The 25,160-nt window shown below is 70.2% G+C and carries 22 protein-coding genes and 1 riboswitch; of the genes, 4 read left to right on the top strand and 18 right to left on the bottom strand.

Features of this window, described 5'->3' with window-relative positions; translation table 11 throughout:
* Positions 1–12: 12 nt before the first annotated feature.
* Positions 13–243, bottom strand: a complete 231-nt coding sequence (locus PGN23_RS00325; RefSeq protein ID WP_335300797.1) for a CbtB domain-containing protein — start codon at positions 241–243, stop codon at positions 13–15.
* A gap of 15 nt (positions 244–258) precedes the next feature.
* A riboswitch (cobalamin riboswitch) is annotated at positions 259–367 on the bottom strand.
* A 63-nt stretch (positions 368–430) separates the two neighbouring features.
* On the opposite strand from PGN23_RS00325, the gene PGN23_RS00320 reads away from it, so the two are divergent.
* A complete protein-coding gene (locus PGN23_RS00320) occupies positions 431–1,012 on the top strand; it encodes a histidine phosphatase family protein (protein WP_335300796.1) in 582 nt (193 codons plus the stop codon).
* 48 nt (positions 1,013–1,060) lie between these two features.
* On the opposite strand, the gene PGN23_RS00315 is transcribed toward PGN23_RS00320, so the two are convergent.
* The 11 genes from PGN23_RS00315 to PGN23_RS00265 form a co-directional block, all read right to left on the bottom strand.
* On the bottom strand, positions 1,061–2,419 hold the full coding sequence (locus tag PGN23_RS00315; RefSeq protein WP_335300795.1) for a chloride channel protein: 1,359 nt from the start codon (positions 2,417–2,419) through the stop codon (positions 1,061–1,063).
* A 77-nt stretch (positions 2,420–2,496) separates the two neighbouring features.
* On the bottom strand, positions 2,497–2,766 hold the full coding sequence (locus PGN23_RS00310; RefSeq protein WP_335300794.1) for a hypothetical protein: 270 nt from the start codon (positions 2,764–2,766) through the stop codon (positions 2,497–2,499).
* Between the two features lie 38 nt (positions 2,767–2,804).
* A complete protein-coding gene (locus PGN23_RS00305) occupies positions 2,805–3,293 on the bottom strand; it encodes an Lrp/AsnC family transcriptional regulator (RefSeq protein WP_335300793.1) in 489 nt (162 codons plus the stop codon).
* A gap of 16 nt (positions 3,294–3,309) precedes the next feature.
* A complete protein-coding gene (locus tag PGN23_RS00300; RefSeq protein WP_335300792.1) occupies positions 3,310–4,656 on the bottom strand; it encodes an aspartate aminotransferase family protein in 1,347 nt (448 codons plus the stop codon).
* A complete protein-coding gene (locus PGN23_RS00295) occupies positions 4,653–5,714 on the bottom strand; it encodes a phosphotransferase (protein ID WP_335300791.1) in 1,062 nt (353 codons plus the stop codon). The genes PGN23_RS00300 and PGN23_RS00295 overlap by 4 nt, the downstream gene beginning before the upstream one ends.
* Positions 5,715–5,716: 2 nt before the next feature.
* Positions 5,717–6,379 carry a haloacid dehalogenase type II gene (locus PGN23_RS00290; RefSeq protein WP_335300790.1) on the bottom strand — a complete coding sequence of 221 codons (663 nt, stop codon included), beginning with the start codon at positions 6,377–6,379 and terminating at the stop codon, positions 5,717–5,719.
* Between the two features lie 186 nt (positions 6,380–6,565).
* On the bottom strand, positions 6,566–8,935 hold the full coding sequence (locus PGN23_RS00285; protein WP_335300789.1) for a TonB-dependent receptor: 2,370 nt from the start codon (positions 8,933–8,935) through the stop codon (positions 6,566–6,568).
* A 71-nt stretch (positions 8,936–9,006) separates the two neighbouring features.
* The gene (locus PGN23_RS00280) at positions 9,007–9,690 is read right to left on the bottom strand and encodes a TetR family transcriptional regulator (protein ID WP_335300788.1); all 684 of its coding nucleotides are present in this window, start codon (positions 9,688–9,690) and stop codon (positions 9,007–9,009) included.
* A gap of 46 nt (positions 9,691–9,736) precedes the next feature.
* Positions 9,737–10,996, bottom strand: a complete 1,260-nt coding sequence (locus PGN23_RS00275) for a cytochrome P450 (protein WP_335300787.1) — start codon at positions 10,994–10,996, stop codon at positions 9,737–9,739.
* Between the two features lie 131 nt (positions 10,997–11,127).
* Positions 11,128–12,462 carry an MFS transporter gene (locus PGN23_RS00270; RefSeq protein ID WP_335300786.1) on the bottom strand — a complete coding sequence of 445 codons (1,335 nt, stop codon included), beginning with the start codon at positions 12,460–12,462 and terminating at the stop codon, positions 11,128–11,130.
* 14 nt (positions 12,463–12,476) lie between these two features.
* Positions 12,477–15,038: a TonB-dependent receptor plug domain-containing protein gene (locus PGN23_RS00265; protein ID WP_335300785.1), complete on the bottom strand. Its 2,562-nt coding sequence runs from the start codon at positions 15,036–15,038 to the stop codon at positions 12,477–12,479.
* A gap of 210 nt (positions 15,039–15,248) precedes the next feature.
* Between PGN23_RS00265 and PGN23_RS00260 the strand changes: the two genes are divergently transcribed.
* Together PGN23_RS00260 and PGN23_RS00255 are read left to right on the top strand one after the other, a co-directional pair.
* Entirely contained in the window at positions 15,249–17,042 is a 1,794-nt protein-coding gene (locus PGN23_RS00260) for a sensor histidine kinase (protein ID WP_335300784.1), read from the top strand.
* The gene (locus PGN23_RS00255; RefSeq protein ID WP_335300783.1) at positions 17,039–18,349 is read left to right on the top strand and encodes a sigma-54-dependent transcriptional regulator; all 1,311 of its coding nucleotides are present in this window, start codon (positions 17,039–17,041) and stop codon (positions 18,347–18,349) included. The genes PGN23_RS00260 and PGN23_RS00255 overlap by 4 nt, the downstream gene beginning before the upstream one ends.
* Positions 18,350–18,431: 82 nt before the next feature.
* On the opposite strand, the gene PGN23_RS00250 is transcribed toward PGN23_RS00255, so the two are convergent.
* Positions 18,432–19,934, bottom strand: a complete 1,503-nt coding sequence (locus PGN23_RS00250; protein ID WP_335300782.1) for a M20/M25/M40 family metallo-hydrolase — start codon at positions 19,932–19,934, stop codon at positions 18,432–18,434.
* 104 nt (positions 19,935–20,038) lie between these two features.
* Between PGN23_RS00250 and PGN23_RS00245 the strand changes: the two genes are divergently transcribed.
* Positions 20,039–20,602, top strand: a complete 564-nt coding sequence (locus PGN23_RS00245) for a GNAT family N-acetyltransferase (protein ID WP_335300781.1) — start codon at positions 20,039–20,041, stop codon at positions 20,600–20,602.
* A gap of 128 nt (positions 20,603–20,730) precedes the next feature.
* On the opposite strand, the gene PGN23_RS00240 is transcribed toward PGN23_RS00245, so the two are convergent.
* From PGN23_RS00240 to PGN23_RS00220, 5 genes are read right to left on the bottom strand one after another with little or no spacing between them, the layout of a single operon-like run.
* Positions 20,731–22,245: an AMP-binding protein gene (locus PGN23_RS00240; protein WP_335300780.1), complete on the bottom strand. Its 1,515-nt coding sequence runs from the start codon at positions 22,243–22,245 to the stop codon at positions 20,731–20,733.
* Positions 22,242–22,739, bottom strand: a complete 498-nt coding sequence (locus tag PGN23_RS00235) for a hypothetical protein (protein ID WP_335300779.1) — start codon at positions 22,737–22,739, stop codon at positions 22,242–22,244. The genes PGN23_RS00240 and PGN23_RS00235 overlap by 4 nt, the downstream gene beginning before the upstream one ends.
* Positions 22,730–23,818, bottom strand: a complete 1,089-nt coding sequence (locus PGN23_RS00230) for a zinc-binding dehydrogenase (RefSeq protein WP_335300778.1) — start codon at positions 23,816–23,818, stop codon at positions 22,730–22,732. The genes PGN23_RS00235 and PGN23_RS00230 overlap by 10 nt, the downstream gene beginning before the upstream one ends.
* The gene (locus tag PGN23_RS00225; RefSeq protein ID WP_335300777.1) at positions 23,815–24,345 is read right to left on the bottom strand and encodes a cupin domain-containing protein; all 531 of its coding nucleotides are present in this window, start codon (positions 24,343–24,345) and stop codon (positions 23,815–23,817) included. The genes PGN23_RS00230 and PGN23_RS00225 overlap by 4 nt, the downstream gene beginning before the upstream one ends.
* The gene (locus PGN23_RS00220) at positions 24,342–25,160 is read right to left on the bottom strand and encodes an SDR family NAD(P)-dependent oxidoreductase (protein ID WP_335300776.1); all 819 of its coding nucleotides are present in this window, start codon (positions 25,158–25,160) and stop codon (positions 24,342–24,344) included. The genes PGN23_RS00225 and PGN23_RS00220 overlap by 4 nt, the downstream gene beginning before the upstream one ends.

Here is a 25,160-nt window from a genome sequence, read left to right as displayed (position 1 = left end):
GGCGACCTCCGCTTAGTGGCAGGGAAAGCCCAGCAGGTGACGCCCGTCATGGACATATTCGTGGACGTACATGCCATCGAAGATCGCGAACGCGCCCTGCTCCGCCCCGACGAAATACAGGAAGACGGTCGCGATCAGCACTGCGAGCACGGCCCAGGGTGCGAGATCGCGCGCGGGGATGGCGGCACCGGCGCCGATGGGAAAACAGGTGTCGCCGGCGATGGACGAGGTCGTCGTGGTCATGCGTGCTCCCTGCCGGGTATCCGCGCCCGGCGATGAACGGCGTCCCGGCCGAGGTCTGACTCTCGACAGGATCCCTCCCGCCGATCACAGTGGCGCGACCGCGCCGGATTCTCACCGGCTTCCCGCCCGGGACCAATGGGGCAGCTGTGGAACGATCGCCCCGTCGCGTCAACAAGGAGTCCGACGAATGACCACGCGCCTGTCGGTCGTCTGCGCGGGCGCGACGGCGATGTCGCGCATCGGCGGTTTCGCCGCGCCGTCCGAACCGCTCGACGCGGCGGGGGCGGCGGCGGCGGCGCGGATGCGCTGGCCCATGACGGCGGCGAGCGTCGTCATGGCCGGGCCGGGCGAGGCGGCGCGGCAGACCGCGCGCGCGATCGGCGGCGACCCCCACGTCGTGCCCGCGCTGGCGGACATGGACTGGGGCGCATGGAGCGGCGCGACCTTCGCGACGGTGCAGGCCGTCGCCCCCGAACGGCTCATGGCATGGATGGGGGCGCCGGCCGGCGGCGCACCCGGGGGCGAGGATTTCGCCGCGGTCGTGGCGCGGGTCGTGCCGTGGCTCGACGCGGTCGCGCATGGGGAGCGCGCGTTCATCGCGGTGACGCAGGCGATGGTCGTCCGCGCGATCCTGACCGCCGCGATCGCGCTGCCGCCCGAGGTGGCGCTCAGGATCGACATCGCCCCGCTGGCGACGGCGTCGCTTTCGTTCCACCGCGGCTGGCGCTGGCGGGAGCTGCGCCGCGGCGGCGGAAGCGGGGATGGGTAGCGCGCGCGTGCGGCCCCGGCCACGGCCGCGATCCCGCGGCGGACAGCCTTACGCCGCCGGAGTGGGGGCGGGGTCGCCGACGCGGCCGGGCGTACCGATGGCGAAGGTGCGCGACAGCCCGTGGTACAGCTTTTCGCGGCAGACCAGCTGGCTGACGCCGTCGGCGATGAAGGCGGTGGCGAACATCGGCAGCATCAGCCCGCGGCTCCCGGTCGTCTCCGACAGGATGATGACCGCGGTCAGCGGCGCGCGGACGACGCCGGCGAAATAGGCGACCATCGCCAGGATCACGATCGCCGGCGCGGGCGAGCCGGGAAGCAGCGGGTGCAGCAGGTTGCCGAGCCCGGCGCCCACGGCCAGCGACGGCGCGAAGATGCCGCCCGGCAGCCCCGCGACCGCGGTGGCGAGCGTGGCGAGGAACTTCGCGGGGCCGAACCACAACGGCGCATCGATGCCCACGATCATCGCGCGCGCGGCGCCGTAACCCGTGCCCCAGGTCAGCCCCGTCAGCGTGCCGATGCCGCCGACCACCAGCCCGCAGGCGGCGGCGAAGACGACGGGGCGGCGCTTGCTCCAGGCGGTGATACGGTGGGTCCCGGCGGCGAGCGCCAGCATCAGCCGCGAGAACAGGCCGCCGGCGAGGCCGCCCGCGACCCCGGCGAGCGGCACCGCGAGCACCGCCGTGGCCAGCGGCATGTGGGCCCCGATCAGCCCGAAATAGACATAGTCGCCCTGCACCGACTGCGCGACCATGCCGGCGATGACGATCGCGGCGACGACGAGCAGCGTGACCTTCTGCTCATAGGCGGAGGCCAGTTCCTCGATCGCGAACAGCAGGCCCGCGAGCGGCGTGTTGAACGCCGCCGCGACCCCCGCGGCACCCCCGGCGATCAGCACCGCGCCGCGCAACGGCACGCGCAGGATGCGGTGGCTCAGCCCCATGACCGCGGCCGCGATCTGCACCGTCGGCCCCTCGCGCCCGACCGATGCGCCGCCGAGCACCGCGGCCAGCGTCAGCAGCGCCTTGCCCACCACGGTGCGGATCGACACCAGGTCGTGCGTCGCGCCCTCCGGGTCGGCCTGCGCGGCGATCACCTGCGGGATGCCCGAGCCGCGCGCGAGCGGGACGGTGCGCCGCGTGATCCATACCAGCGCGGCGAAGAGCAGCGGCGTGGTCGCCAGCGGCGCGAGCGGGAAGCGTGCCGCATAGGCGGCGAACAGGTCCGCGGCGAGGTCCGCCGCTTGCGCGAAGACGGTGGCGGCCAGGCCGATCGCGACCGCGCCCACGAGGATGGCGACGCGCGTGCGGAAGCGCACCGAACGCGGCCCCTGCGTGCGCAGCAGCGCGCGGTAGCGCGACGGGGTCCAGCGGCGGGTGCCGCGACGGGAGGGGGAGGTGCCGGCCATGATCCCGGCCCCTTTTTCATGGATGCGGGCCGAATGCCAGCGATGCGGATCATCGCACCCCGCCCATGCCCGGTACGTCAGCGCTCGCCCGGTCGGTGTTCCGTCAGCGCCACGACCTCGAAGTCATAGCCTTGCCAGCCGTGGCGCCTCGCGGCCTGCTCCAGGAGCGCCCGCTTGGCCGTCGCCTCCTTCGCCGAGCCGGTATGGCCCCAGAACACCTCGGTCCTGCCGCCGCGGAGGTGCGCGACGACGCGCCAGTAGTGGGTGAACGGCGCGGCGGTGGGGCCGATCGTCTTCACATAGCCGTCCGCCATGGTCGCGGTCAGGTAGCGCTTCTTCCTCGCCATCGCCGCGCGATAGCGAAGCGACGGCGCGGGCGCGAGCGTCAGACGTCGAACAGATGGTCGAGCGGATAGTCGTGCCTGATGAACGGTTCGCGCAGCACGATGAAGCTGCGCAGCTTCCTGATCCCGACGTCGGCCTCCAGCAGCGCGTCCATCACGTTGCGGTAATGGCCGGTGTCGCGCGTCACGACCTTCAGCAGATAGTCGTAGCCGCCGCTGACGTTGTAGCATTCCATCACCTCGCGGATCGTAGCGGCGGCAGCCTCGAAGCGACGCAGATCCTGTCGGCGGTGCTTCTCGACCGTCACCTCGACGAAGATCGTGATCGTGTCGCCCAGCTGCGCCAGCGCGAGATGGACGCCGAAGCCGCGGATGATGCCCAGCGCCTGCAACCGCTTCGTCCGCGACAGGCACGGACTGGGGCTGAGGCCGACCGCGTCCGCCACCTCGACATTGGTCGCCCGGCCTTCGCGTTGCAGATAGGCCAGGATCCTGAAGTCCATGGCGTCGAGGGCGGTGGCGGCACGCATCGAGCTGGGGCGGTCCCTATTGCCCGCCCGCCGCCTCGGTCAACGCGGCATCCAGCACGTCGACCACCATGTCGACCTGGTCCTGCGACAGGATCAGCGGCGGGCGGATCTTCAGCACGTTGTGCCCCTGCGCGCAGGCGCTGAGCAGGACGCCGCGGTCGCGCATCGCGTTGACGACGCGGCTGGTCAGGGCGCGGTCGGGCGCGCGCGTGGCGCGGTCCGCGACCAGCTCGACGCCGACGAACATGCCCGCGCCGCGGACGTCGCCGATCGCGGCGTGCCGGGCGGCCAGATCGGCGATGCCGTCGTGGAGGCGCCGGCCCATGGTCGCGGCATGATCGATCAGATGGTCGCGCTCGATCGTGTCCAGCACCGCCAGCGCCGCCGCGCACGACACGGTGTTGCCGGCAAAGGTGTTGAAGTAGCGCGAATCCCGCCCGAAGCGGGCGAGCGCGTCCTGCGTCGCGAGCAGCCCGGCGATCGGCTGACCGTTGCCCATCGGCTTGCCCATGGTGACGATGTCGGGGGACAGGGCGTGACGCTGAAACCCCCACATGTGCGTGCCGGTACGGCCGAAGCCGGGCTGCACCTCGTCCGCGACGAACAGCCCGCCTGCGGCGCGGATCGCCGCGGCGGCGCCCGACAGGAACCCCGCCGGGTCGGGCAGGATGCCGTCGCTGGTGAACAGGGTGTCGACGATCAGCATCGCGGGCCTGATCCCGTGCCGACGGAGGTCCGCGATCGCCGCCTCGACATCGCGGGTGAAGCGCGCCGCCAGGTCCTCGCCCGGCGCGTGGTAGCGACGCGGCGCGGGCACCAGGCGCACGTGCGCGCCCAGATCGACCCCGGCGCCGAGCGACGGCGAGAATTGCGATACCGCGTCGGTGAAGCCGTGATAGGCGGTGTCGGTGACGATGATCCCGGTGCCGCCGGTGCGCACCTTCGCCATCCGATAGGCCAGGTCGTTCGCCTCGCTGCCGGTGCAGGTGAGCATCAGGTGGGCGAGGTCGGTCCCCGGCACCGTCGCCAGCAGGCGCTCGGCCAGTTCCAGGATAATGTCGTGGAGGTAGCGGGTGTTGGTCTGCAAGGTGCCCGCCTGCCGGCAGATCGCCTCCACCACCGCCGGGTGGCAATGGCCCAGCGAGGTGACGTTGTTGTAGATGTCGAGGAAGCGGCGGCCGTCCGGATCGATCAGCCACGCGCCCTCGCCGCGGACGAAGTGCAGCGGCCGCTCGTACATCAGGCGATAGGCGGGGCCGAGCAGCGCATCGCGCCGCGCGATCTTCGCCGCCATCTCCGGCCCGACATCGGCGCGCCCGGGGATATAGGCGTTGACCATGTTGAGATCGATCGTGCTGGTCATCGAAGGTCTCCGGTGTCGATCCCCGACAGCACGCGGTCGCGCAAGGCGGCGCTGCCCATGTCGGCCATCAGGAAGAGAGCGTCCCAGGATTCGGGATTGTGGCGCAGGATATAGTCGCGGTTCTCGGGGTAGCGCTTCACCCGCCATTCGGTGATGAGGACGGTGACGAGGTGGCGCGTCGCCATCAGCTCGGCCACGATTTCGCGTTCGCCGGCATCGAGCGGCAGGACCGCGTGATAGGCGGCGACGAACTCGGCCACCGCCCCCAGCGGGTCGTCCGTGCCGCGCAGCTGGTAGGCCGCGCCGGTCGCGACCTCGCCGACCAGCGGCGCCTCGATCAGGTCGCCGAAGTCGATGATGCCGGTCACGCGGGTGTCGTCGTCGTGCGCGACCAGCACGTTGAAGAGGTGATAGTCGTTGTGGATCACCTGCCGCCTGAGCCTCGCCAGCTGCGGCTGCACCGCGCGGAAACGGTTCATGAAGGCATGCAGCATCGCTGCGCGCGCGCCGGTCGCGACCTGATCGATCATCCCCGCCAGCCGGTCGGCGTGCGCGACGTTCCACATCAGGTCGTGCGAAGCGGCGGGGTGGGAGAAGCCGTCGAGCGCGCGGTCGAGCCCGGCCAGCGCGCGACCCAGGCTGACGCGCTGCGCGCGCGTGCGCGGAGTGCCGCGGACGGGCAGCCCCTCCAGATAGGTGAGCAGCCGCACGCAGGTGCGGCGACCGTCCGGCAGCCGGATCGCGGCGGTCGCATCGCCGTGCCGGTTGCGCAGGACCCGCGGCACCGGGGCGCCGGGCGCGCGCGCATGGATATGGTCGAGTGCGGCGACCTGGAGGTCGACGATGTCGGCCGGCTCGGACGGATTGCTGACCTTCAGCAGCCAGCTCTCGCCCGCGCCGCCGTCCAGGCGGAAGTTCTGGTCGCGCTCGCTGGCCAGCAGCGTCGCGGCGGCATCGACGCCGAACAGGCGCGCCGCGACCGCGGACGCTTCCCCGGCGTCCAGCGCGGGCGGCGCGGACGACAGCGTCGCCGCGCCGTCCTGGGACGCTGCCGGCATGGTCAGAGCCCCAGCAGCGCGGGCAGCTGGCGGATGTCGCTCAATCGCCGGACCGGATAGTCGGCGGACGGCTCGTGCCCTCGCTCGATCAGGGTCGGCGCCATGAAGCCCAGGTCGCACGCGGTCATCAGGTCGTAGCGGAAGCTCGACGAGCAGTGCATCATCTCGCCCGGATGGCTGCCCAGCTGGTCGAGCATATATTCGAACGCCTGCGCGCGCGGCTTGTAGGCGTCGGCTTCCTCCGCGGTGTACACGGCGTGGAACGGCGCCTTGAGGTGCGCGACGCTGGCCGGGATCAGGTCGACCATCGAGTTCGACAGGATCACCAGCGGATAGTGCGGCGCGATCGCCTCCAGCACCGCGACGGTATGCGGATGCGGATGCCACGTCGGCACCGCCTCGTACAGGGCGGTGGCGTCGCTGTCGCGACAGGCGACACCGTGCGCGGCGCAGGTGCGCTGGATCGAGCGTTGCACGACGTCGAAGAAGGGCTTGAAGTCGCCCAATACCTCGTCGAGCCGGTACGCCTTGAACGAGGCGAGGAAGCGCGGCATCGCCTCGGGCGCGACGCGATCGGTGAAGAGGCGCTGCGCGGTCGGGCCCATCTCGAAATCGATGAGCGTGCCGTAGCAGTCGAAACTGATGAACCTTGGCCGAACCGACATGACACCCCCGTGTGAAGATCGTGACGGGGCGGTTCTAGGCCGTGCGGCGATGCGGCGAATGCCGGAAGACGGGCCGAGCCGAGCATTTTCGACCTCACCGGCGCGCGGTGGCGGCATCCTGTCGCTTCGTGACGCGGCGTGGACGGCCCGGATCGGCAATCCGGGCCATCGTCCGTGGCATGACGGTCAGAAGCTGTAGCGCAGCGACAGGCCGTACTGACGCGGCGGCCCCAGATAGACGTTCTGGTCGCCGGTCTGGAGCGGGGTCAGGAAGTGGCGGGCATAGGTGATCTCGTCGAACAGGTTGGTGACGTAGAATTCCAGCCGCCATCCCGCCGCCGCCTGCGCACCGATGTTCAGGTTCACGATCGCATATTCGTCCTGCGTCGCGTTGCTGACGGTGGTGGTGAAGTGCGGACCGACATATTGCACCTGCACCCGCCCGACGAGCGCGTAATCGTCGTTGACCGGCTTATCCAGGTTGACGCCGACATTGCCCTGGAACTTCGGCGTGGCGGCGAAGCGGCGGCCCGACAGTGGCGGACCCAGGAGCGGGTCGACGCCATATTTGGCCTCGGGCAGCCAGGTTCCCGAGGCGTTGAGCGTCAGCGCGTCGCCGATCCGCAGCGTGCCCTCGCCCTCGACCCCGGTGACCTTCGCGCGCTGGGCGTTGAAGATCGCGAACTGGACGCCCAGGAACTGCGCCACCTGGAGGTTGCGGATGTCGGAGTGGAACGCGGCGATGTTCAGCCGCGCACGACGGTCGAACAGGTCGAGCTTCGCGCCCACTTCGTAGCTGTCGACCGTCTCCGGGGCGAAGCGCGGGTCGCGCGGGACCCCGCCGGGCACCTCGTCCGGGTTGTTGGCGCGGCCGCCGGCGGCATTCTGGTCGATGTTGACGCCGCCCGCCTTGAAGCCGCGGTTGTAGGTGGCGTAGAACATCGCGGTCTGGCTGGGGCGATATTGCACGCCCGCGGTGCCGGACAGCGCGTTGCGATCGTTCTGCGCGCTGTACGCCGGCCCCGGCGCTGCGCCCAGCAGCCGGAACGGGGTACGCGGGAGCGCGGTGAAGAAGGCGTTGCGGAAGCTGCCGTACTTTTCCTCGCGCGTGTAGCGGACGCCGGCGATGACGCTGAACGCGTCGGTGAGCTTCACGTCCCAGTTGGTGAAGGCGGCATAGGACTTGCCGCCAGCGCGCATCCGCTCGTCGTTGAACTGCCCGGCGGGCGCCTGCGCGGTCCCGGCGGGAAGGCCGCGCGCGGCCAGCAGGATGTCGAAATAGGTCTGCGCCTGCGTGCCCAGGTACAGCCGGCGCTCCGCCTCGATCTTCTCGTCGGAGAAGAAGGCGCCGACGACGTAATCCGCCTTCAGCGCGCCGTCGAGCTCGCCGGTGAAGGTCAGCTCCTGGCTGAAGAAATTGCTGCGGAAGGTTTCGTCGAGATAGAAGATGTCCGCGCCCGAGAAATCGGCATCGACGCCGATCTGCGAGAAGCGGTAGCGGCGCAGCCCGGTGATCGACGACAGCCGGTTGTCGCCGATGTCCCAGTCGACCAGCAGGGTCGCACCGTAATCGGTCACGCGCTGGTTGCCGTCGCGCGACAGCACCGCCTCGTAGCGGTCCTTGTCGCGGCTGGGCGGCTGGAGCCCGCGCGCGAAGATCAGATTGTCGACGATCGCCTGGGTCGGGCCGGCGTTGGGGATGTCCGCGGTGCCGTAGCAGCAGCGCCCGTTCGACCGCGCGAAATCGCCGATCAGCCGGATGTCGAGATCGTCGGTCGGGGCGAGGCGCAGCTGCAGCTTGCCCGCATACGTCTCGTCGTCGTTATAATCCTTGCCGTTGTTGGGATCGCGGTAGAAGCCGTCGTTGCGGCGGTAGAGCCCGGCGGCACGCACCGCGACCTTGTCGTTGATCGGCGCGGAGATCGCCGCCTTCGCGATCAGCGTGTCGTAATTGGCATAGTCGATCTGCGCGTTGCCGGTGACGCGGTCGAGCGACGGCGCGACCGAGGTGACGAGGACCGCGCCGGCAGTCGTGTTCTTGCCGAACAGCGTCCCCTGCGGACCGCGCAGGATCTGGAGCGAATCGACGTCGAGGAAGGTCTGCAACGCCTGGCCCGAGCGGGTGCGGTACACGCCGTCGATGAACACGCCGACCGCGCCCTCGAACGAGCGGCTGTTGCCAGAGGTGCCGATGCCGCGAATCTGGATCGAGCTGGAGGAGACCGCATTGTTGGTCACGCGGAACGTGACCGACGGCGTGATCGCGGACACGTTGGCGATATTGTCGACGCGCGCCTCCGCAAGAGCGGCGCTGTCCGCGGCGGTGACGGCGACCGGCACGGTCTGGAGGTTCGCCTCGCGCCGCTGCGCGGTGACGACGATGTCCTGGAGCGTGCCGTCGTCGATCGTCTCGCCGGCGACGGCACCGCGGGTGCCAGCCTCCTGTGGCGCCGGTGCCGTATCGGGAGATACCGCCTGCGCCGAGGCAGCGCTCGCCCATGCCAGTCCGGAGACGCCCACCATCAACGCGCCCAGCGCGCGCACCTGCCGCTTCATGCCCTTTCCTCCCCACCCAATCGTTATTGGTTGCGCGACCAAACTAACATGAGTTCGGGATGAGGCAAGTGTTAAACGGCGGCGGATGCCGGATCGATCAGCAGGGTGCGCAGGAACACCTCCGCGATATGCGCGGCATGCCGGCGGTGCAGGTCGGGCGTCACCTCGGCGACACCGTAGACCGACGACAGGATGAAGCGTGACGCGTGGATCGCGTCCGCCGCACCGATGACGGAGAAGTAGAACAGCATCCGGTCGACCTCGCGGAAGAGGCCGTCGGCGACGCCCTCGTCCATGATCGCACCCTGCGCTTTGGTCATCGGGCCGATGAATTCCGCCGCGATGCGCGCCACCCGCTCGGGCGAGGCATCGCGCGTCATCGCCTGGACCAGGCGGTTGAAATAGGGCGTCTTGTAATAGGCGCGCACCACACCGCGCAGGTGCAGCCGCATCTTGTCGACCGGGCTCCAGTCCGATGCCACCAGCGCGTCGAGTTGCGCCAGCGCGTATTTCACGTCGCGCTCCAGCACCGCGAACAGCAGCCCTTCCTTGTTGCCGAAATAATAGCCGATCAGCCCCGCGGGCAGGCCGGCGCGCTCGGCGATCTCGACGAACGAGACGTCCAGCGTATCGCGCTCGCGCATCAAGGCCGCGGTCGCCTTCACCAGGGCGGTGGCGGAGGCGGAATCGGCACCGTCGCGTCGGCCGCGGCGGCTGGTGCGACGCGCGGGGCGGGCTGGTTCGGAAGCGGACACGGCTACCATCTTCGCGGCATCCCAGGCGCCAGGCAAGAAACCGGCGTCAGGAAAAGCGGATCGGCAGGCGCTTTAGCCCGGAGACGAAGCTGGATTGCGTCCACGCCGGCTCGCCCGCCAGTTCGAAACGATCGAACCGTGCCAGCAATTCCTCGAACAGGATGCGCAATTCCATCTTCGCCAGATGCTGGCCCAGGCAGACGTGCGGGCCATAGCCGAAGGCGACATGCTCGCGCGCGTTGCGCCGGTCGACGCGGAACGCGAACGGATCCTCGAACACGGCGTCGTCGCGGTTGGCGGAAGGGTAGGCCATCATCAGATGTTCGCCCTCGGCGATGGCGACGCCCGCCACCTCTGTGTCCGCGGCGGCGGTGCGGAAGAAGTGCTTCACCGGGCTTGCCCAGCGGATGATCTCGTCGATCGCATTGGGGATCAGCGCCGGATCGGCGCGCAGCTTGTGCAGCTCGTCGGGGTGGCGGATCAGCTCCAGCAGGCCGGCCGAGGCGGACGAGCTGGTCGTGTCGTGCCCCGCCGTCGCGATGATGAGATAATAGGACATGGCGTCGATCGCGGCGATCGGCTGCCCGTCCGGGTCGCGCGCGTTGGCGATCACGCTGGCGACATCGTCGGTCGGCGCGGCGCGGCGTGCGGCGGTGAGGGCGTCGCACCAGCGGCTGAACTCCGCGATCGTCTCGAACCGCGCATCCGGGCTGGTCGAGCGGCGATTGTCGGGATCGTCGGGACCGAAGATCTCCTGCGTGATCTTCATCAGGAAGCGTTCGTCGTCGCGCCCCAGCCCCAGCGTCATCAGGATGACGCGCAGCGGAAACCACAGCGCCACGTCCTCGACGAAATCGCAGCTGCCGCCGCGCGCGGCCATGTCGTCGATCGCCTCGCGCGCCAGATCGCGGATGCGATCCTCCAGCGGACGCAGCTGCTTGCCCAGGAACCAGCGCTGCGTCAGCCCGCGGTAATGCTGGTGCTCGGGCGCATCCATCACGACCAGATGACGCGCGGTGTAGCGTCGTCCGCCGGTCGCCGCCATCACGCGCTCCTCCATCTCCAGCGGCTGGAGGTTCATGCGCGGATAGTTGATGAAGGTGCGGCTATCCAGCTCGACGCGGCGGATGTCGGCATGGCGCGTCACCACGCGGAACGGGCGAAAGCCGGGGGGCGTGCAAAGGTGGAGCGGATCGTCGCGCCGCAGCTGCGTCATCAGCGCGTGATAGCGCTCTTCGTCGGCATAGGTCGTCGGATCGACGATCGCTGCATCCACGTCCGACACGTTCGCGCCCGCTTGCATCATCGCCTGCCTCGTTCCTCTCTCCGGCGGCGACTATGCCTTTCCCTCCCACGCTCGGCAAGTAAAAGTTGGTTGCTCAACCAAATGTAATCGCACCGGGCGGGCGACGGCCCGCCCGGTGCACGCTCGTGCCGTCAATCCTCGGCGATGGCGCTGGTGATACGGGTATCGCGCATCCGGATGTAAACGATCAGCGAGACCGCGATCATCGCGGTGACGTACCAGTAGAAGCCGCGCTCCATGCCCGCGTTCTTGAAGCTGAGCGCGACATATTCCGCGGTCCCGCCGAAGATCGTGTTGGCGAGCGCATAGGGCAGCGCGACGCCCAGCGCGCGGATGTGCGCGGGGAACAGCTCCGCCTTCACCACCGCGTTGATCGAGGTATAGCCGGTCACGATCACCAGCCCGCCCAGCACCAGCAGGAACGCGACGACCGGATCGCGCGTCGTCTCCAGCGTGGCGAACAGCGGATAGGTGAACAGCACCCCCGCCACGCCGAACCCGATCAGCAGCGGCTTGCGCCCGATCCGGTCGCTCAGCGCGCCGGCGATCGGTTGCAGCAGCATGAAGAGGAACAGCGTGCCGCCGTTGATCCGCGATGCGGTCTCGCGGTCGAAGCCGCTGGTATTGACCAGGAACTTCTGCATGTAGATCGAATAGGCGTAGAAGGCGAGGGTGCCCCCCGCGGTCAGCAGCATCACCGTGAACGCCTCGCGCGGGTGGTGCCTGAACAGCGCGAACATGCCCGACTTGGGCGCTGCGCTGTCCCTGGCGTTCTTGAAGCTCTCGGTCTCGGCGAGCCCGCGGCGGATCCAGAAGACGACGACCGCGAGCAGCGCGCCGATCGCGAACGGGATGCGCCAGCCCCAGGCCTCCAGCGCCGCCTCGGCCATCGTCGCCTGCAGCGCCAGCAGCACGCCGATCGCGACCAGCTGTCCGCCGATCAGCGTGACATATTGGAACGAGGAGAAGAAGCCGCGCCGCCCCTTGCCTGCCATCTCCGACAGATAGGTGGCGCTGGCGCCATATTCGCCGCCCACCGACAGTCCCTGCATCAGCCGCGCGACGACCAGGATCGCGGGCGCGAGCAGCCCGACGCTGTCATAGGTGGGCGAGACTGCGATCAGCAGCGAGCCCGCGCACATCAGCGTCACCGACAGCGCCAGCCCGCTCTTGCGCCCCCTGCGGTCGGCATAGATTCCCATGATCCACGCGCCCAGCGGTCGCATGAAGAAGCCGACCGCGAACACCGCCGCTGCGCCCAGCAGCTGCGCGGTCGCATTGTCCGAGGGGAAGAAATGCGGCGCGAAATAGAGCGTGAACGCCGCATAGGCATACCAGTCGTACCATTCGACCAGATTGCCGGTCGACCCGCCGATGATCGCCTTCAGCCGGTCCCGCGACAGCGTCGTCGGGGGATCGGTCCTGCCGGTCCCGCCGGGGGCGGGCTCGTCTATCGTCCGTGTCATGTTCATGGCGACCCTCAGAATTTGAAGTTCAATGCTGCGTAATAGGAGGCGCCGTTGAAGCCAAATTGCGTGGCGAAGCGGCTGTACGGAACCGTGCCGTCGTTGGTCAGGCGCGGATCGCGCACGCGATCGGGATAGACGTCGAAGAAGTTGTTCGCGCCGACCTGCAATTCCACCGCCTCGGTGAAGCGATAGGCGAAGGAGATGTCGGTGACGACCTTCGGCGAGAAGGTCTGGTCCTGTTCGGGCAGCTGCGGCGCGACCGTGGTGATCTCGCCGAAGCGGGTGGCGGCGATGCGGGCCAGCCAGGGCCCGACCTCGTAGATCAGCGTGCCGATGATCTTGCTGCGCGGCTGATTGACCTCGATCCGGCCGCGCTCCTCGCGGTTGAGCAGCGTCTCGCCGAAGCCGGCGAGCTGCGGGGGCGTGCGGACGCCGCCCTGGATCTCGGTCTTGTTGAGGTTCAGCGCGAGGCTGGCGGTCAGCTTGCCGTCCATCAGGTCGTGCATGCTGGTCGCCACCACGTCGAGCCCGCGGGTGCGGGTGTCGATCGCGTTGGTGAAGAACTGTGCCTCGGTCACGTTGGTGCCCGCGAAGAAGGTCGCCAGCGCCGGGATGGTGTTGCTGAACCGCCCGGAAATGACGATGCGGTCCTTGATGTCGATCTGATAGAGGTCGGCGGTGACGTTCAGCGCGCGGCCCAGCGACAGCGTCGCGCCCGCCGAATAGCTCCACGACGTCTCCGGCTTCAGCGACGGCACGCCCAGCCGGCGCGCGATCTCGGAATCGTTGCGGACGGTGGTGACCTCGCGCTGCTGGTTGACGCCGTTCACCGTGATGAACTGCGTCGACACCGAACTGAAGAAGCGCTGGTGCAGCGACGGTGCGCGGAACCCGCGGTTGATGCCGCCGCGCAGCGCCAGCGCCTCGGTCAGCTTGTAGCGGCCGACCAGCTTGCCCGACACGTTGCCGCCAAAGTCGCTGTAATTCTCGTACCGGACCGCGGTGCTGACCAGCAGCCGGTCGGTGATGTCGCTTTCCAGGTCGAGGTACACGCCGATCGCGCGGCGGCCTTCGCTGACCACGTTGTCGGGGCGGAAGCCGCCGAAGACCTGCACGCCCGACGCCTTCACCTGCGCCGCGGGGGTGCCGGGGGGGTTGTAGTCGAGATAGGATTCGGGCTGCCCCGCGCCGATCGCGTAGCGGTCGAAGCGCAGTTCCGCGCCCAGGGCGACGTTGAACGTCCTGGTGCCGAACAGGCCGTCATACGCCTTCGACAGATCGGCGTTGTTGGTGAATTGCTGGAACGTCAGCTTGCCGGCGTAGAAGTGCGTCGGGGTGGCATTGCCCAGCGACGCGTTGATCGAATTGTCGACGTCGAACGTGATCTGGTTGCCGCCGAACTTGCTGCTGACGTCGATCACCCACTCGCCGCGCCCGCCGCGCCGCACGCCGCCCGCCACGGTGTAATCGTCGATCCCGGTTTCGATGAAGGGCAGATAGCCGTCGGGGAACAGCGACAGGTTGCTCGTGCGCGCGTTGTTGGGATAGCGGTAGAAGCCCGCCGCGCGCCCGTTGCGATGGGTCCAGCCGCCGAAGCCATAGCCTTCCCAGTCGCCCAGCGGCGCGCCCATGTTGACGAAGCCCGAATAGGTCTGCGCCGCGGAATTGCCGACGATCATGTTGCGCCGGTCGAAGCGGCGCTGCTGCACGATCGCCTCGTCCTGCGCCTGGCGCGTCTGTTCCGCGGCGGTCAGCGGGACGGAGAAACTGTAGCCTGGGAAGCGCGTCGCCGGCAGCGGCGCCAGATATACGGTGTTGTTGTACGTGCCCGAGCGATCGGTGAAGCCGCGGTCGATGACCGACAGCGTGGCGTTGAGGAAGCCCGCATCGCCCAGCTTGAACCCGGCATTGACGCTGGACTGCAGGATGCGGCCGTCGCCCTGCTTCGTGATGCCGGCCTGGTTGCGCCATTCGACGCCGTTGTCGCGCCGCTTGAGCCCGACGTTGATGACGCCCGCGATCGCATCCGACCCATATTGCGCGGCGGCGCCGTCGCGCAGCACCTCGATCCGCTCCACCGCGGCGGCGGGAATGGCGTTGAGGTCGTAGCCGACGGAGCCGCGCCCGACGGTGGAGTTGACGTTGACGAGCGCGGTGGTGTGCTGGCGCTTGCCGTTGAGCAGCAGCAGCGTCTGGTCCGGGCCCAGGCCGCGCAGGGTGGCGGGATCGATATGGTCGGTGCCGTTGGCGATCGTCTGCTTGGCCGAATTGAACGACGGCGCGACGAAGTTGATCATCTGCGACACTTCGACCTGGCCGGTCTCGGTCAGCTGCTCGGCGTTGACGACGTCGACCGGCGCGGGCGTGTCCACGTTGCTGCGCGCCTGCTGCGAGCGCGATCCCGTCACGACGATGTCGGTGCTGCGGTCGCCGTCCTGTTCCGCGACCGCCGCGGGATCCTGCGGCGAGGCATCGGGCGGTGTCTGCTGCTGCGCGATCGCCGATGCGGGAAGCAGCAATGCCGCCACGCCGCAGAGATATTGCCACCGCTTCTGCCGCCCCGACGTCGCCATCCTCGATCCCTTTCGCGTTCGCCGCGGTCTGCCCGCGGTCTGTGAATGGCGCACATCATCGGGGAGGAGGGCGGTCGGCTGCAAACCTGCCGTCGCTTTTCGCCATCGCATTGAACGGGCGCGACAAACCCCGGCCGCGTCGCTTGCGGCGCCGGAAATCCGTCCGGAAATCCGGATGGCGCGGGCGCGAAAGTCCGATAGACCGGACGGATGTCCGCGGACGCGCGATTCGACTGGCTGCGTTGGGCAGCGGTGGCCTGGGCGCTCGTCGCGCTGGTAGTGCTGTTCGCCGTCGCGTTCGGATCGTCGGCGCGACGCGACGCGATCGAGCAGGCGCGCACGCAGGCGGTGCGGCGCGCCGCGCTGGAGGCCGGGGCACTCGCGGCCGAGGTCGAGAAGTTTCGCGTCCTGCCCTTCGTGCTGGTCGAGTTGCCCGACGTGGCGGAGGCGCTGACCGCCGGCGGCGCGGGGACGCAGCGGCTGGACCGCACGCTGCGCGCGCTGGCGCAGCAGACCGGCGCCACGGTCTTCTACGCGATCGCCCGCGACGGGATCGCGCGATCCGCCTCGAACGCGGGGGACCCCGACAGCTTCGTCGGGCACGACTTCCGCTTCCGCCCCTATTTCGTGGACAGCCTGCGCAACAGCCAGAGCGAGTATTTCGCGCAGGGCAGCGTCACCGGGCGGCCGGGCCTGTTCCTGGCCCGGCGCGCGGGAACGGCGGCCGCGCCCGCCGGGGTCGTGGTGGTGAAGATCGAGTTCGACCGGATCGAGCGACTGTGGCGCTCCGCGACGCAGAGCGTGCTGGTGGTCGATCGCGACGGGGTGATCGTCGTCGGCTCCGATCGCGGGCGGCGGTTCCGCACGATCATGCCGCTGTCGCCCGAGCGCCGCGCCGTCATCGCGCGGTCGCGTCAGTTCGGCGACATCGTGCCGGGGGATGCCGGGCTGCGCATCGCGGACGGGGTGGCGCGCACCGCGGACGGCACGCGGTTCCTGCTCGTCGAACAGCCGCTGCCCAGCCTCAACTGGCGGTTGCTCCATCTGGAGCCGCTGGCGCCGGTGCTGGCGGCGGCGGACGACCGCACGCGCGTGGCGACGCTGGTGATCGCGGTCGTCCTGACGGCCGCCGCGGGGCTCGTCTATTGGGGCATGACGCGACGCCGCCGCGCGCACGCCGCGCGCGAGTTCCTGGAGAGCGAGGTCCTGCGGCGCACCGCCGAGCTGACCGATGCCTATCGCGATCTGCAGGCCGAGGGGGAGGAGCGCGCGCTCGCGGACAGCCGCTACCGTGCCGCGCGCGAGGAATTGGCGCAGGCGAACCGGCTGGGGTCGATCGGGACGATCACCACCAGCGTGGCGCATGAGCTCAACCAGCCGCTCGCCGCGATCCGGACCGCGGCAGAAAACGGGCAGAAGCTGCTGGCGCGCGAGCGGATCGACGAGACGAGGGAGAATCTGTCGCTGATCGTCGCGCTGACGCAGCGGATCGCGTCGATCACCGGGGAATTGCTGTCCTACGCGCGCCGCGGACGCAGCGAGCCCGCGCTGGTGCCGCTGGACGAGATCGTCGACGGGGCGCTGCTGCTGGTCGGCGACACGTTCCGGCGCGCCGGGGTCGTGCTGGAGATCGTGCGCGCGCCGGATCTGCCGCGGCTGCGGGTCGCGCGGATCCGCATCGAACAGGTGCTGGTCAACCTGCTGACCAACGCGCTGGACGCGGTCGCCGGGGTGTCCGGCGCGCGCGTGGTGCTGAAGGTCGAGCGCCGCGGCGACGCGGTGCGGCTGGGCGTCGCCGACAATGGCGGCGGCGTCGATCCGGCCATGGCGGAGGCGATCTTCCAGCCCTTCTACACCGGCAAGCCCGCGGGCACCGGGCTGGGGCTCGGCATCTCGCGCGAGATCGTCCAGGACCATGGCGGCACCCTGCACGTCACGAGGAGCGAGGCGGGCGGCGCGCTGTTCGTGGTGGACCTGCCGCTGGAGAAGGAACGGGTGCCGTGACCACGTTGCTCCTCGACGACGATGCGACGCTGCGCGCGGTGCTGCGCCAGGCGTTCGAGCTGGAGGATATGGAGGTCGAGGTCGCGGCCGATCCGGTGGCGGCGCTGGCGCGGGTGACGCCGGAGTTCGCCGGCGTCGTCGTCACCGACGTGCGCATGCCGGGAATGGACGGGCTGGAGCTGTTCCGGCGTATCCGGTCGGTCGACGAGGACATCCCCGTCATCGTCATGACCGGCCACGCCGATGTCCCGATGGTCATCGACGTGCTCAAACAGGGTGTATTCGACTTCATCCCGAAGCCGTTCGCCGCCGATCACCTGATCGCCTGCGTGCGCCGCGCGATCGACCGGCGGCGACTGGTGCTGGAGAACCGCGCGCTGCGCGCCGCGGCGGCGCGCGCGCAGGAGGGGGACGTCCTGATCGGCGAGACCGCGGTCATGGTGCGCCTGCGCGAGATGCTGCGCCAGATCGCGCAGGCCGACATCGACGTGCTGGTGGAGGGCGAGACCGGCACCGGCAAGGAACTCGCCGCGCTGTTGCTGCACCGCTGGGGGCCGCGGCGCGCGCGCCCGTTCGTCGCGGTCAATTGCGCCGCGCTGCCGAGCGGCCTCGCCGAGGCTGAGCTGTTCGGCTATGCGCCGGGCGTCCATGCGCAATATCGCGGCGGGCACCCCGGCCGCATCGAGATGTCGAACGGCGGCACGCTGTTCCTGGACGAGATCGGCAGCATGCCGCCGGCGGTGCAGGGCGCGATGCTGCGGGTGATCGAGGAGCGCGAGGTGACGGTCATCGGCGGCGATCGTCCGCGCCCGATCGACCTGCGCATCGTCGCCGCCACCAATGTCGAGCTGGACGATGCGGTGCGCGAGGGCCGGTTCCGCAAGGACCTCTATTACCGCCTCAACCCGGTACGGGTCCGCGTGCCCCCGCTGCGCGAGCGGATCAGCGACGTGCCGCTGCTCTTCGCGCACTTCCTCGACGAGGTCGCGCGCAGCGAGGGTCGGGCGCTGCCCCCGCTCGGCCGCGAGGTGCACGCCTATCTCGTCGCGCACGACTGGCCCGGCAACGTCCGCGAGCTTCGCGGATATGCGCGGCGCACGATGCTGGGACTGCCGCTCGACCGCGGTGACGAGAGCCACGCCGATCTGCCGACGCAGGTGGCGGCGTTCGAGGCGCGCATCATCCGCGACTGCCTGGTGCGATGCGGCGGCGACATCGCCACCGCGCTGGCGACGCTGGGGATCGGGCGGAACACGCTGTACGACAAATTGAAGCGCTACGGGATCCGCCCGGCGGACTATCGCTGACGGGCGGCGACGCGGTCTCCGTCGCCATTGCGCGCATCCACCGCCGGGACGCGGTTCGGGAGAGGGCGCTCCGGGATCGGGCCTAGCGTTCCAGCGTCATGATCGACTCGGCGACCCGGATCGCGTCCCACAGGCTGCGCAGGCGAAGGTTCTCGTCCTCGGCATGCTGGTTGTTGTCGTGATTGGCGAGCGCCACCGTCACGCTGGGCGCGGCGAGCGTATCGCGCAGGACGTACAGCGGCAGGCTGCCGCCGATCGAGGGCAGCACGATCGCGTCGGCGTGGCGGCGCCTGACCGCGCGGATGACCGCCGTCGCCAGCGGATGGTCGAGCGCGGTACGCTCCGCGTTATAGCCCCCCACCTTGCTGACGAAGGCGATCGGCCCGTGCGCGCGCCGCTCCTCCGGCGTCGGAGCGTGATCGACGACGAAGAAGCCCTGCGCGCGGATGTGCGCCACCAGCCGGTCGTACTGGCGCTGGTGGTCGTTCCCCGCGACCAGCCGCATGTCGAGCGCCGCGGTCGCGCTCGCGGGGATCACGTTGCGCGCCTTGTCCCCCACATCGGCACTGCGCAGCCCGGTGACGCTGAGCGACGGCAGCTGCGTCATCGCCGCGACCGGGCGGCCCCCGCCATCGGAGGTGGCGAGGCCCAGATCGCGCTTCAGCCTGGCATCGGTGTTCGGCACCGCGTCGATCATCGCGCGCTCCGCCGGGGTGAGCGGGGTGACGTCGTCGTAGAAACCCTTGATCGTCACCCGCCCCGATCGGTCCTTCATCGAGGCGAGGAGCTGTGCCAGCTGCATCGCCGGGTTGGGCGCCCAATTGCCGTAATGCCCGCTGTGGAGCGGGCGCGCGGGGCCGTAGACGGTCAGGTTGACGCCCACGACGCCGCGGACGCCCAGCACCACCTGCTTCGCCTCGGACTGGTTCTCCGGCCCGTCGAAGATGATCCAGCCGTCGGACGCCAGGAGCGTGCGGTGGCGGTCGAGGATGGCGGCGAGATGCGGCGAGCCGGCTTCCTCCTCCCCCTCGAAGACGATCTTGAGGTTGAACGCCGGCCGCTTCCCCTGCGCCTTGAGCGCGTCGATCGCGGTCAGGATCGCCATCACCCCCGCCTTGTCGTCCGAGGCGGAGCGACCGTACAGCCGCCATTCGGGGTCGAGCGTCGTCGGCAGTTCCACGACCGGCTTTCCGCCGCGATCCAGGCGGTCGGTGTACAGCCGCGGCTCGAACGGCCTGGTCGAGGTCCAGTCCGCGGGGGTGACGGGCTGACCGTCGTAATGCGCATAGAGCACGTAGGTGCGCGACGCGCCGGGCACGATCCACTCGCCATAGACGGCGGGGGGCACCGTCGCGTCCGGCCCTTCGAGCAGGCGCGGCGACAGCCCTTGCCCGCGCATCTTCGCCATCAGCCACGCGGCGTTGCGGCGGATGTCGGGCGTGTCCGACGCGACGTTGGGGATGGCCAGCAGCGTGACGTATTCGGCCAGGATCGCGCCCTGATGATCCGCCACATAGTCGCGCGGTTGCGCGGTCGCGGGAAGGGCCGCCACACAGGCGAGAAGGGCAGTAGCCAGATGACGCACGATGATCCCCCCGAGACGGTTTTTTCCTGTCCTAGCGAAGGTTTGCGGTCTTCCAAAGAGCGCGTATCCGCGACCGCGGACCGCAACGACGCAGTGGATGTGACATGACGACCGCGACAGGCAGCATATGGCGCACGCGATGGGCGACGACGGACGATCTGCCCGCGCTGGAGGCGCTGATGACCCGCGCGATCGACGCGTTGCAGGCCGGGCTGCTGTCGCCCGCGCAGATCGCCGCCAGCCACGCGGTCATGGGGCTGGACACGCAGCTGGTCCGGGACGGCACCTATCTGGTCGCGGAGCGCGACGGCACAATCGCGGGCTGCGGCGGCTGGAGCAGGCGCGCGACGCTGTACGGCGGGGATCACAGCACCGCGCTGCGCGATCCCGCATTGCTGGACCCGGCGCGCGATCCCGCCAGGATCCGGGCGATGTACACCGACCCCGCCTTTGCACGGCAGGGGGTGGGGCGGCTGATCCTGCGGGGATGCGAGGAGGCCGCGGCGCAGGCCGGGTTCGCCGGCGTCGAGTTGATGGCCACGCTCAGCGGCGAACGTCTGTACCGGGTCGCTGGCTACGTGCCGGTGGAGCAGGTGGTCGCGAACGCCGGCGGCGTGGGCGTCCCGATGATGCGCATGCGCAAGTCGCTGGCGGCCGACGCCGTCTGAGCAGTGTTTCGTCACTTTCCGCGCCCGCCGGCGCTATCGTGCGGTCGTCCGGATCGGAGCCGCCGGATGGACGCCGCCGCGCGGACGGCTGAATCCGCCGTCATGGCTGTGGGAGAGCGCCGTAGCGCTCAGCGGCGCGCCACCTCGTCGCGCAGCACGCCCTTCAGGATCTTGCCCGCGGCCGAGAGCGGCATGGTGTCGCGAAAGGCGATGCTGCGCGGGCATTTGTAGCGCGCGATCCGCTCGCGGCAGTGCGCGATGAGGTCGTCGGCGGTGGCGGCGTCCCGCAGCACGACGACGGCATGGACCGTCTCGCCCCAATGATCGTCGGGGCGCCCGACGACGGCGCATTGCGCGACCGCGGGGTGGCTGGACAGGGCGCCCTCGACCTCGATCGAGAAGACGTTCTCGCCGCCGGTCAGGATTATGTCCTTCAGCCGGTCGACGACATGGACATAGCCGTCCGCATCCATCCAGCCGACGTCGCCGGTGTGCATCCAGCCGCCGCGCAGCGCCGAGGCGGTCTCCTCCGGGCGGTTCCAATAGCCGGACATTACCGCGTCGCCGCGCACCACGATCTCGCCGCGTCCACCCGGCGCCAGTTCGCACCCGGCGGTGTCGACGATCGCCACCTCGACCGCCATTACCGCGCGCCCGTTGGAGCGGACGCGCGCGGGGTGGCGGTGGTCCGCCGGCGTGAGCAGCGCGACCGAGCCCGACGTCTCCGTCATGCCGTACCCCTGGACAAAGCCGACGCGCGGCATCGCGGCGATGGCGCGGTCCATCAGCGCGGGCGCGATCGGCGCGGCGCCGTAATAGACGCGCTCGACGCAGGACAGGTCGCGCGCGGCGAAGCTGGGGTGGTCGAGCAGCGCCTGCAACATCGTCGGCACCAGGAACAGGTCGGTGACGCGATGCTGCGCGATCGCCGCGATCACCGCGCCCGCCTCGAACGCCGGCAGGAAGACGTGGCGCGCCCGGTTGAGCAGGCTGGCCAGCAGCCCGGACAGCGCGCCGACGTGGAACAGCGGCGCGGTGTGCAGCATGCACGCCCCCGGCGCGCTCTCGCCCGAGCCGGCCAGGCACATCGCATAGGTGAGGAGCGCGCGGTGCGACAGCATCACGCCCTTCGACGCGCCGGTGGTGCCGCCGGTGTAGAGCAAGGCGGCGAGGTCGTCGCCGTGGCGCAGGTGCTCGGGCGCCTCGTGTGCCCGCGCGATCAGCGCGTCCCAATCCTCGCCCGCCAGGATGACGTCGGGCATGTCGGTCACGATCGCCCGGATCGCGGGGAGCAGCGGCAGGAAGCCGCGATCGATCACCAGTAGGCGCGGCGCGCTGTCTGTCAGCGCATGCGCGATCTCCGCGGCCGACCAGCGCGTGTTGATCGGGACCAGCACGCCCCCGGCCCAGGCGGTGCCGAACAGCAGGTCGACGAAGATGTCGCCGTTGGGCGCGAGCAGCGCGACGCGGTCGCCGGGCGACACGCCGCGGTGACGCAGCACGTCCGCCGCGCGCCGGACCCGCCCGACCGCCTCGCTCCAGTCGTGCACGCGGGTGCCGTCGATCGTCGCGACCGTATCGGCCCCCTCGCGCAGCGCGCGGTGGAGCGGCTGGGTCAGATGAAGCCCCACGCTGCGGGTCATGCCGTCACCAAGCGACGTCGCGCCATCAGGTGCCGCCCGAGCATCACCGCGCCGCCGAAATAGAGCGTCGCGACCGCGATCGTCAGCAGCACGTGGTCGAACCGCTCCTGCCGTTGCAGCAGCGGCGCGGCCATGACCGTGACGTAGAGCATGTAGGCGCGGTTGATCGCGATCGGCAGCCGGCCGAGGAGCTGGCAGAAGATCGCGGCGACGATGACGGTCAGCGCCGGCACCGCGCCGATCGCGCCCGCCCGTGCCACGCCGGCCTGGAGCAGCCATGCGGTCAGCGTGCCCGCGACGGCGCCGATGGCCAGCGCGGGCAGCGCCTTCGCGTCCAGCACGTCGACGCTGCCGAAATACCACAGCAGCAGGAAGCCGGCGTAGAGCGGCGCCAGCGCCAGCCACGCGCCGATCAGCAGGAAGCCGACGATCAATAGCACCACGCCCAATGTGATGCCCGCGGACTGCGCCTTGGTAAGTGTCGCTACTGCCATGGCCGCACCACGACCTTCACCTGATCCGCCGGCGTGGCGAGGCGGCGGAAGGCGGCGGGCGCCTCGTCCAGCGAAACGGTGCCGGTCAGGAAGGCGTCGGCATCGATCGCCCCGTCCGCCAGCGCCCCCAGCGTCTCCGCGAACTCGTCCGGCGAGTAGGCGAACACGAAGCTGAAGCGCAGCTGCTTGTTGATCGCGATGACGGGCAGGATGCGGTCGTCCTCCTGGCATGCGCCGACCACGACGACATGCGCCATCGGGGGTGCGCTCTCGATCAGCGACTGGAGCATCCCCGGCACGCCGACGCATTCGAAGACGATCGCGTCGCGCAGGGACCGTCCCGCCAGCTGTGCGGGGCCCAGCGCGGCGAGCGTGGCGGGGACGTCATGCGCCTCCCACGACGCGTGGGGCGAGGTGACGGCGGGGTCGACCACGATGTCCGCGCCCAGCCGCTCCGCACGCGCGCGCCGCGCCGGCGAGAAGTCCGCCGCGATCACCGGACCGATGCCGCGGCGCTTCAGCGCGACGATCACCGCCAGCCCGATCGGGCCGCAGCCGACGACCAGCGCGACCGACCGCGCGGTGGGTGCGGCGACCGCGACCGCATGCGTGCCGACCGACAGCGGCTCGGTCAGCGCGGCGGCCTCCGCCGACAGGCCGTTGGGGACGGGCAGCAGCAGCGCCTCGGTCAGGACCACGCGCTCCGCGAAGGCGCCGCGATAGCGGGTGGAGAAGCCGATCAGCTCGGGGCCGAGGGGACCGAAGGCGAAGGGGGTGGAGACGACGCGCGTGCCGGCCTTCAGCCGCCGGTCGGTGCCGGGGCCGTGATCCAGGATCTCGGCGCAGAATTCGTGCCCCATGACGAGGTCGCACGACGGATCGATCGTGTCCGCCGCGCCCGACCGCAGCCCGATCGCGACGCCGTGCTCCAGATGATCGACCGCGTGCAGGTCCGACCCGCAGATCCCGCACGCCAGCGTGCGCGCCACGACCTGACCGGCGGCGGGCGTGGCGTCGGGCACGTCGGCGACCCGGAGCGAGGGCCCGCGCCGCACCAGCGCGCGCATCGTCGCGCTCACTTGACGCCGACCAGTTCGTGCGGCGGGCGCTGCGCGGCCCAGTTCGGACGCTCCGCCTCCAGCGCGGCGACGGTCTTGTCCCAGAAGGCGGTGGTCTTGCCCAGGAAGCGGATGTCGAACGTGTCGGCGGTGCGGAATTCCAGCACCTCCACGCCCTGCGCGCCGGGCTTGTAGTTGTACGGCACGTCGCGCCCGACGAAGAAGCCGTCGCCCGCGCCCAGGTCCTCGGTGCCCAGCTTCAGCGTGCCGGCGATGATGTAGTACAGGCAGTCGGCATTGTGGCTGTGCAACGGCAGCGGGAAGCCGCTCTTGAACCAGGCGTAGGTCAGGCTCATCCCCGGCATCGCGAAGAGCAGCTTGACGACATTGCCCTCGTGATCGCCCGCCTTGCCCGCGCGCGCGATGCCGTCGGCGATGATGTCGGTCATGCCGACCACCTCCATGCACGACGTCTCGCTATAGTCGGGCGCATCGGCGGCGCGGTAGATCCGGAAGCGCGGGGTCTCCGTGGAATTTTCCGTCGTCATGGTCGCTCTCCTCCATCATGTTGCCGGGCCGCGGCGGCGTCCATGCGCGCGCGCAGGTCGGGCTGGCCGGTGTGCGCGGTCAGCCCGCCGTCGACCGGGATCGCGGCGCCGGTCACCGCGCTCGCGTCGTCGCTCGCCAGGAAGGCGGCAACCGCGGCGATTTCCTCCGCGCGGGCGAAGCGGCCCGCGGGCACCACCTGCTCCCATTCGGCACGCAGGCCAGGGATGGCATCGACGCCGGTGGTCAGGATCGGCGTGTCGACCGGGCCGGGGCATACCGCATTGGCGCGGATGTTGTCGCGCGCGTGGTCGATCGCGAGACTGCGGGTATAGTTGATGACCCCCGCCTTCGCCGCATTGTACGCGGTGAAGCCGTAGTCGGCGCGCATCCCGCTGGCGGAGGCGGTGTTGACGATCGCACCGCCGCCGCGCGCCCTCAGGTGCGGGATCACCGCGCGACAGCCATAGAATACCGCATCCAGGTTGACCGCGATCACGCGGCGCCACTGCTCGACCGGCAGGTCCGGGGTCAGGCCGTAACAGCCGATCCCGGCATTGTTGTAGAGGATGTCGATGCCGCCGAACGCCGCCGCGGTATCGGCCGCAAGTGCGTCCATCGCCGCGGGATCGGCCACGTCGGCGTGGCGGAACGCGGTGCGCTCCCCCAGTTCCGCCGCCAGCGCGCCGCCGCGCTCGACGTCCAGGTCGGCGATCATCACCGCCGCCCCCTCGCCATGCACGCGCCGCGCGAACGCCGCCCCGATGCCCGACCCGCCGCCGGTCACGATCGCTACCTTGCCCTTGAACCGCATCAT

It is taken from the genome of Sphingomonas adhaesiva (genome assembly GCF_036946125.1).
In the GTDB taxonomy this organism is placed as follows: domain Bacteria; phylum Pseudomonadota; class Alphaproteobacteria; order Sphingomonadales; family Sphingomonadaceae; genus Sphingomonas; species Sphingomonas adhaesiva_A.
The sequence above is the reverse complement of the archived record's forward strand: the minus strand, read 5'-3'. Positions and strand labels throughout refer to the sequence as shown.

Coding starts and splice junctions, on each gene's coding strand:
- PGN23_RS00325 (WP_335300797.1), bottom strand. CDS start 243: ATGACCACGACGACCTCGTCCATCGCCGGCGACACCTGTTTTCCCATC.
- PGN23_RS00320 (WP_335300796.1), top strand. CDS start 431: ATGACCACGCGCCTGTCGGTCGTCTGCGCGGGCGCGACGGCGATGTCG.
- PGN23_RS00315 (WP_335300795.1), bottom strand. CDS start 2,419: ATGGCCGGCACCTCCCCCTCCCGTCGCGGCACCCGCCGCTGGACCCCG.
- PGN23_RS00310 (WP_335300794.1), bottom strand. CDS start 2,766: ATGGCGAGGAAGAAGCGCTACCTGACCGCGACCATGGCGGACGGCTAT.
- PGN23_RS00305 (WP_335300793.1), bottom strand. CDS start 3,293: ATGCGTGCCGCCACCGCCCTCGACGCCATGGACTTCAGGATCCTGGCC.
- PGN23_RS00300 (WP_335300792.1), bottom strand. CDS start 4,656: ATGACCAGCACGATCGATCTCAACATGGTCAACGCCTATATCCCCGGG.
- PGN23_RS00295 (WP_335300791.1), bottom strand. CDS start 5,714: ATGCCGGCAGCGTCCCAGGACGGCGCGGCGACGCTGTCGTCCGCGCCG.
- PGN23_RS00290 (WP_335300790.1), bottom strand. CDS start 6,379: ATGTCGGTTCGGCCAAGGTTCATCAGTTTCGACTGCTACGGCACGCTC.
- PGN23_RS00285 (WP_335300789.1), bottom strand. CDS start 8,935: ATGAAGCGGCAGGTGCGCGCGCTGGGCGCGTTGATGGTGGGCGTCTCC.
- PGN23_RS00275 (WP_335300787.1), bottom strand. CDS start 10,996: ATGATGCAAGCGGGCGCGAACGTGTCGGACGTGGATGCAGCGATCGTC.
- PGN23_RS00270 (WP_335300786.1), bottom strand. CDS start 12,462: ATGACACGGACGATAGACGAGCCCGCCCCCGGCGGGACCGGCAGGACC.
- PGN23_RS00265 (WP_335300785.1), bottom strand. CDS start 15,038: ATGGCGACGTCGGGGCGGCAGAAGCGGTGGCAATATCTCTGCGGCGTG.
- PGN23_RS00260 (WP_335300784.1), top strand. CDS start 15,249: ATGTCCGCGGACGCGCGATTCGACTGGCTGCGTTGGGCAGCGGTGGCC.
- PGN23_RS00245 (WP_335300781.1), top strand. CDS start 20,039: ATGACGACCGCGACAGGCAGCATATGGCGCACGCGATGGGCGACGACG.
- PGN23_RS00240 (WP_335300780.1), bottom strand. CDS start 22,245: ATGACCCGCAGCGTGGGGCTTCATCTGACCCAGCCGCTCCACCGCGCG.
- PGN23_RS00235 (WP_335300779.1), bottom strand. CDS start 22,739: ATGGCAGTAGCGACACTTACCAAGGCGCAGTCCGCGGGCATCACATTG.
- PGN23_RS00225 (WP_335300777.1), bottom strand. CDS start 24,345: ATGACGACGGAAAATTCCACGGAGACCCCGCGCTTCCGGATCTACCGC.
- PGN23_RS00220 (WP_335300776.1), bottom strand. CDS start 25,160: ATGATGCGGTTCAAGGGCAAGGTAGCGATCGTGACCGGCGGCGGGTCG.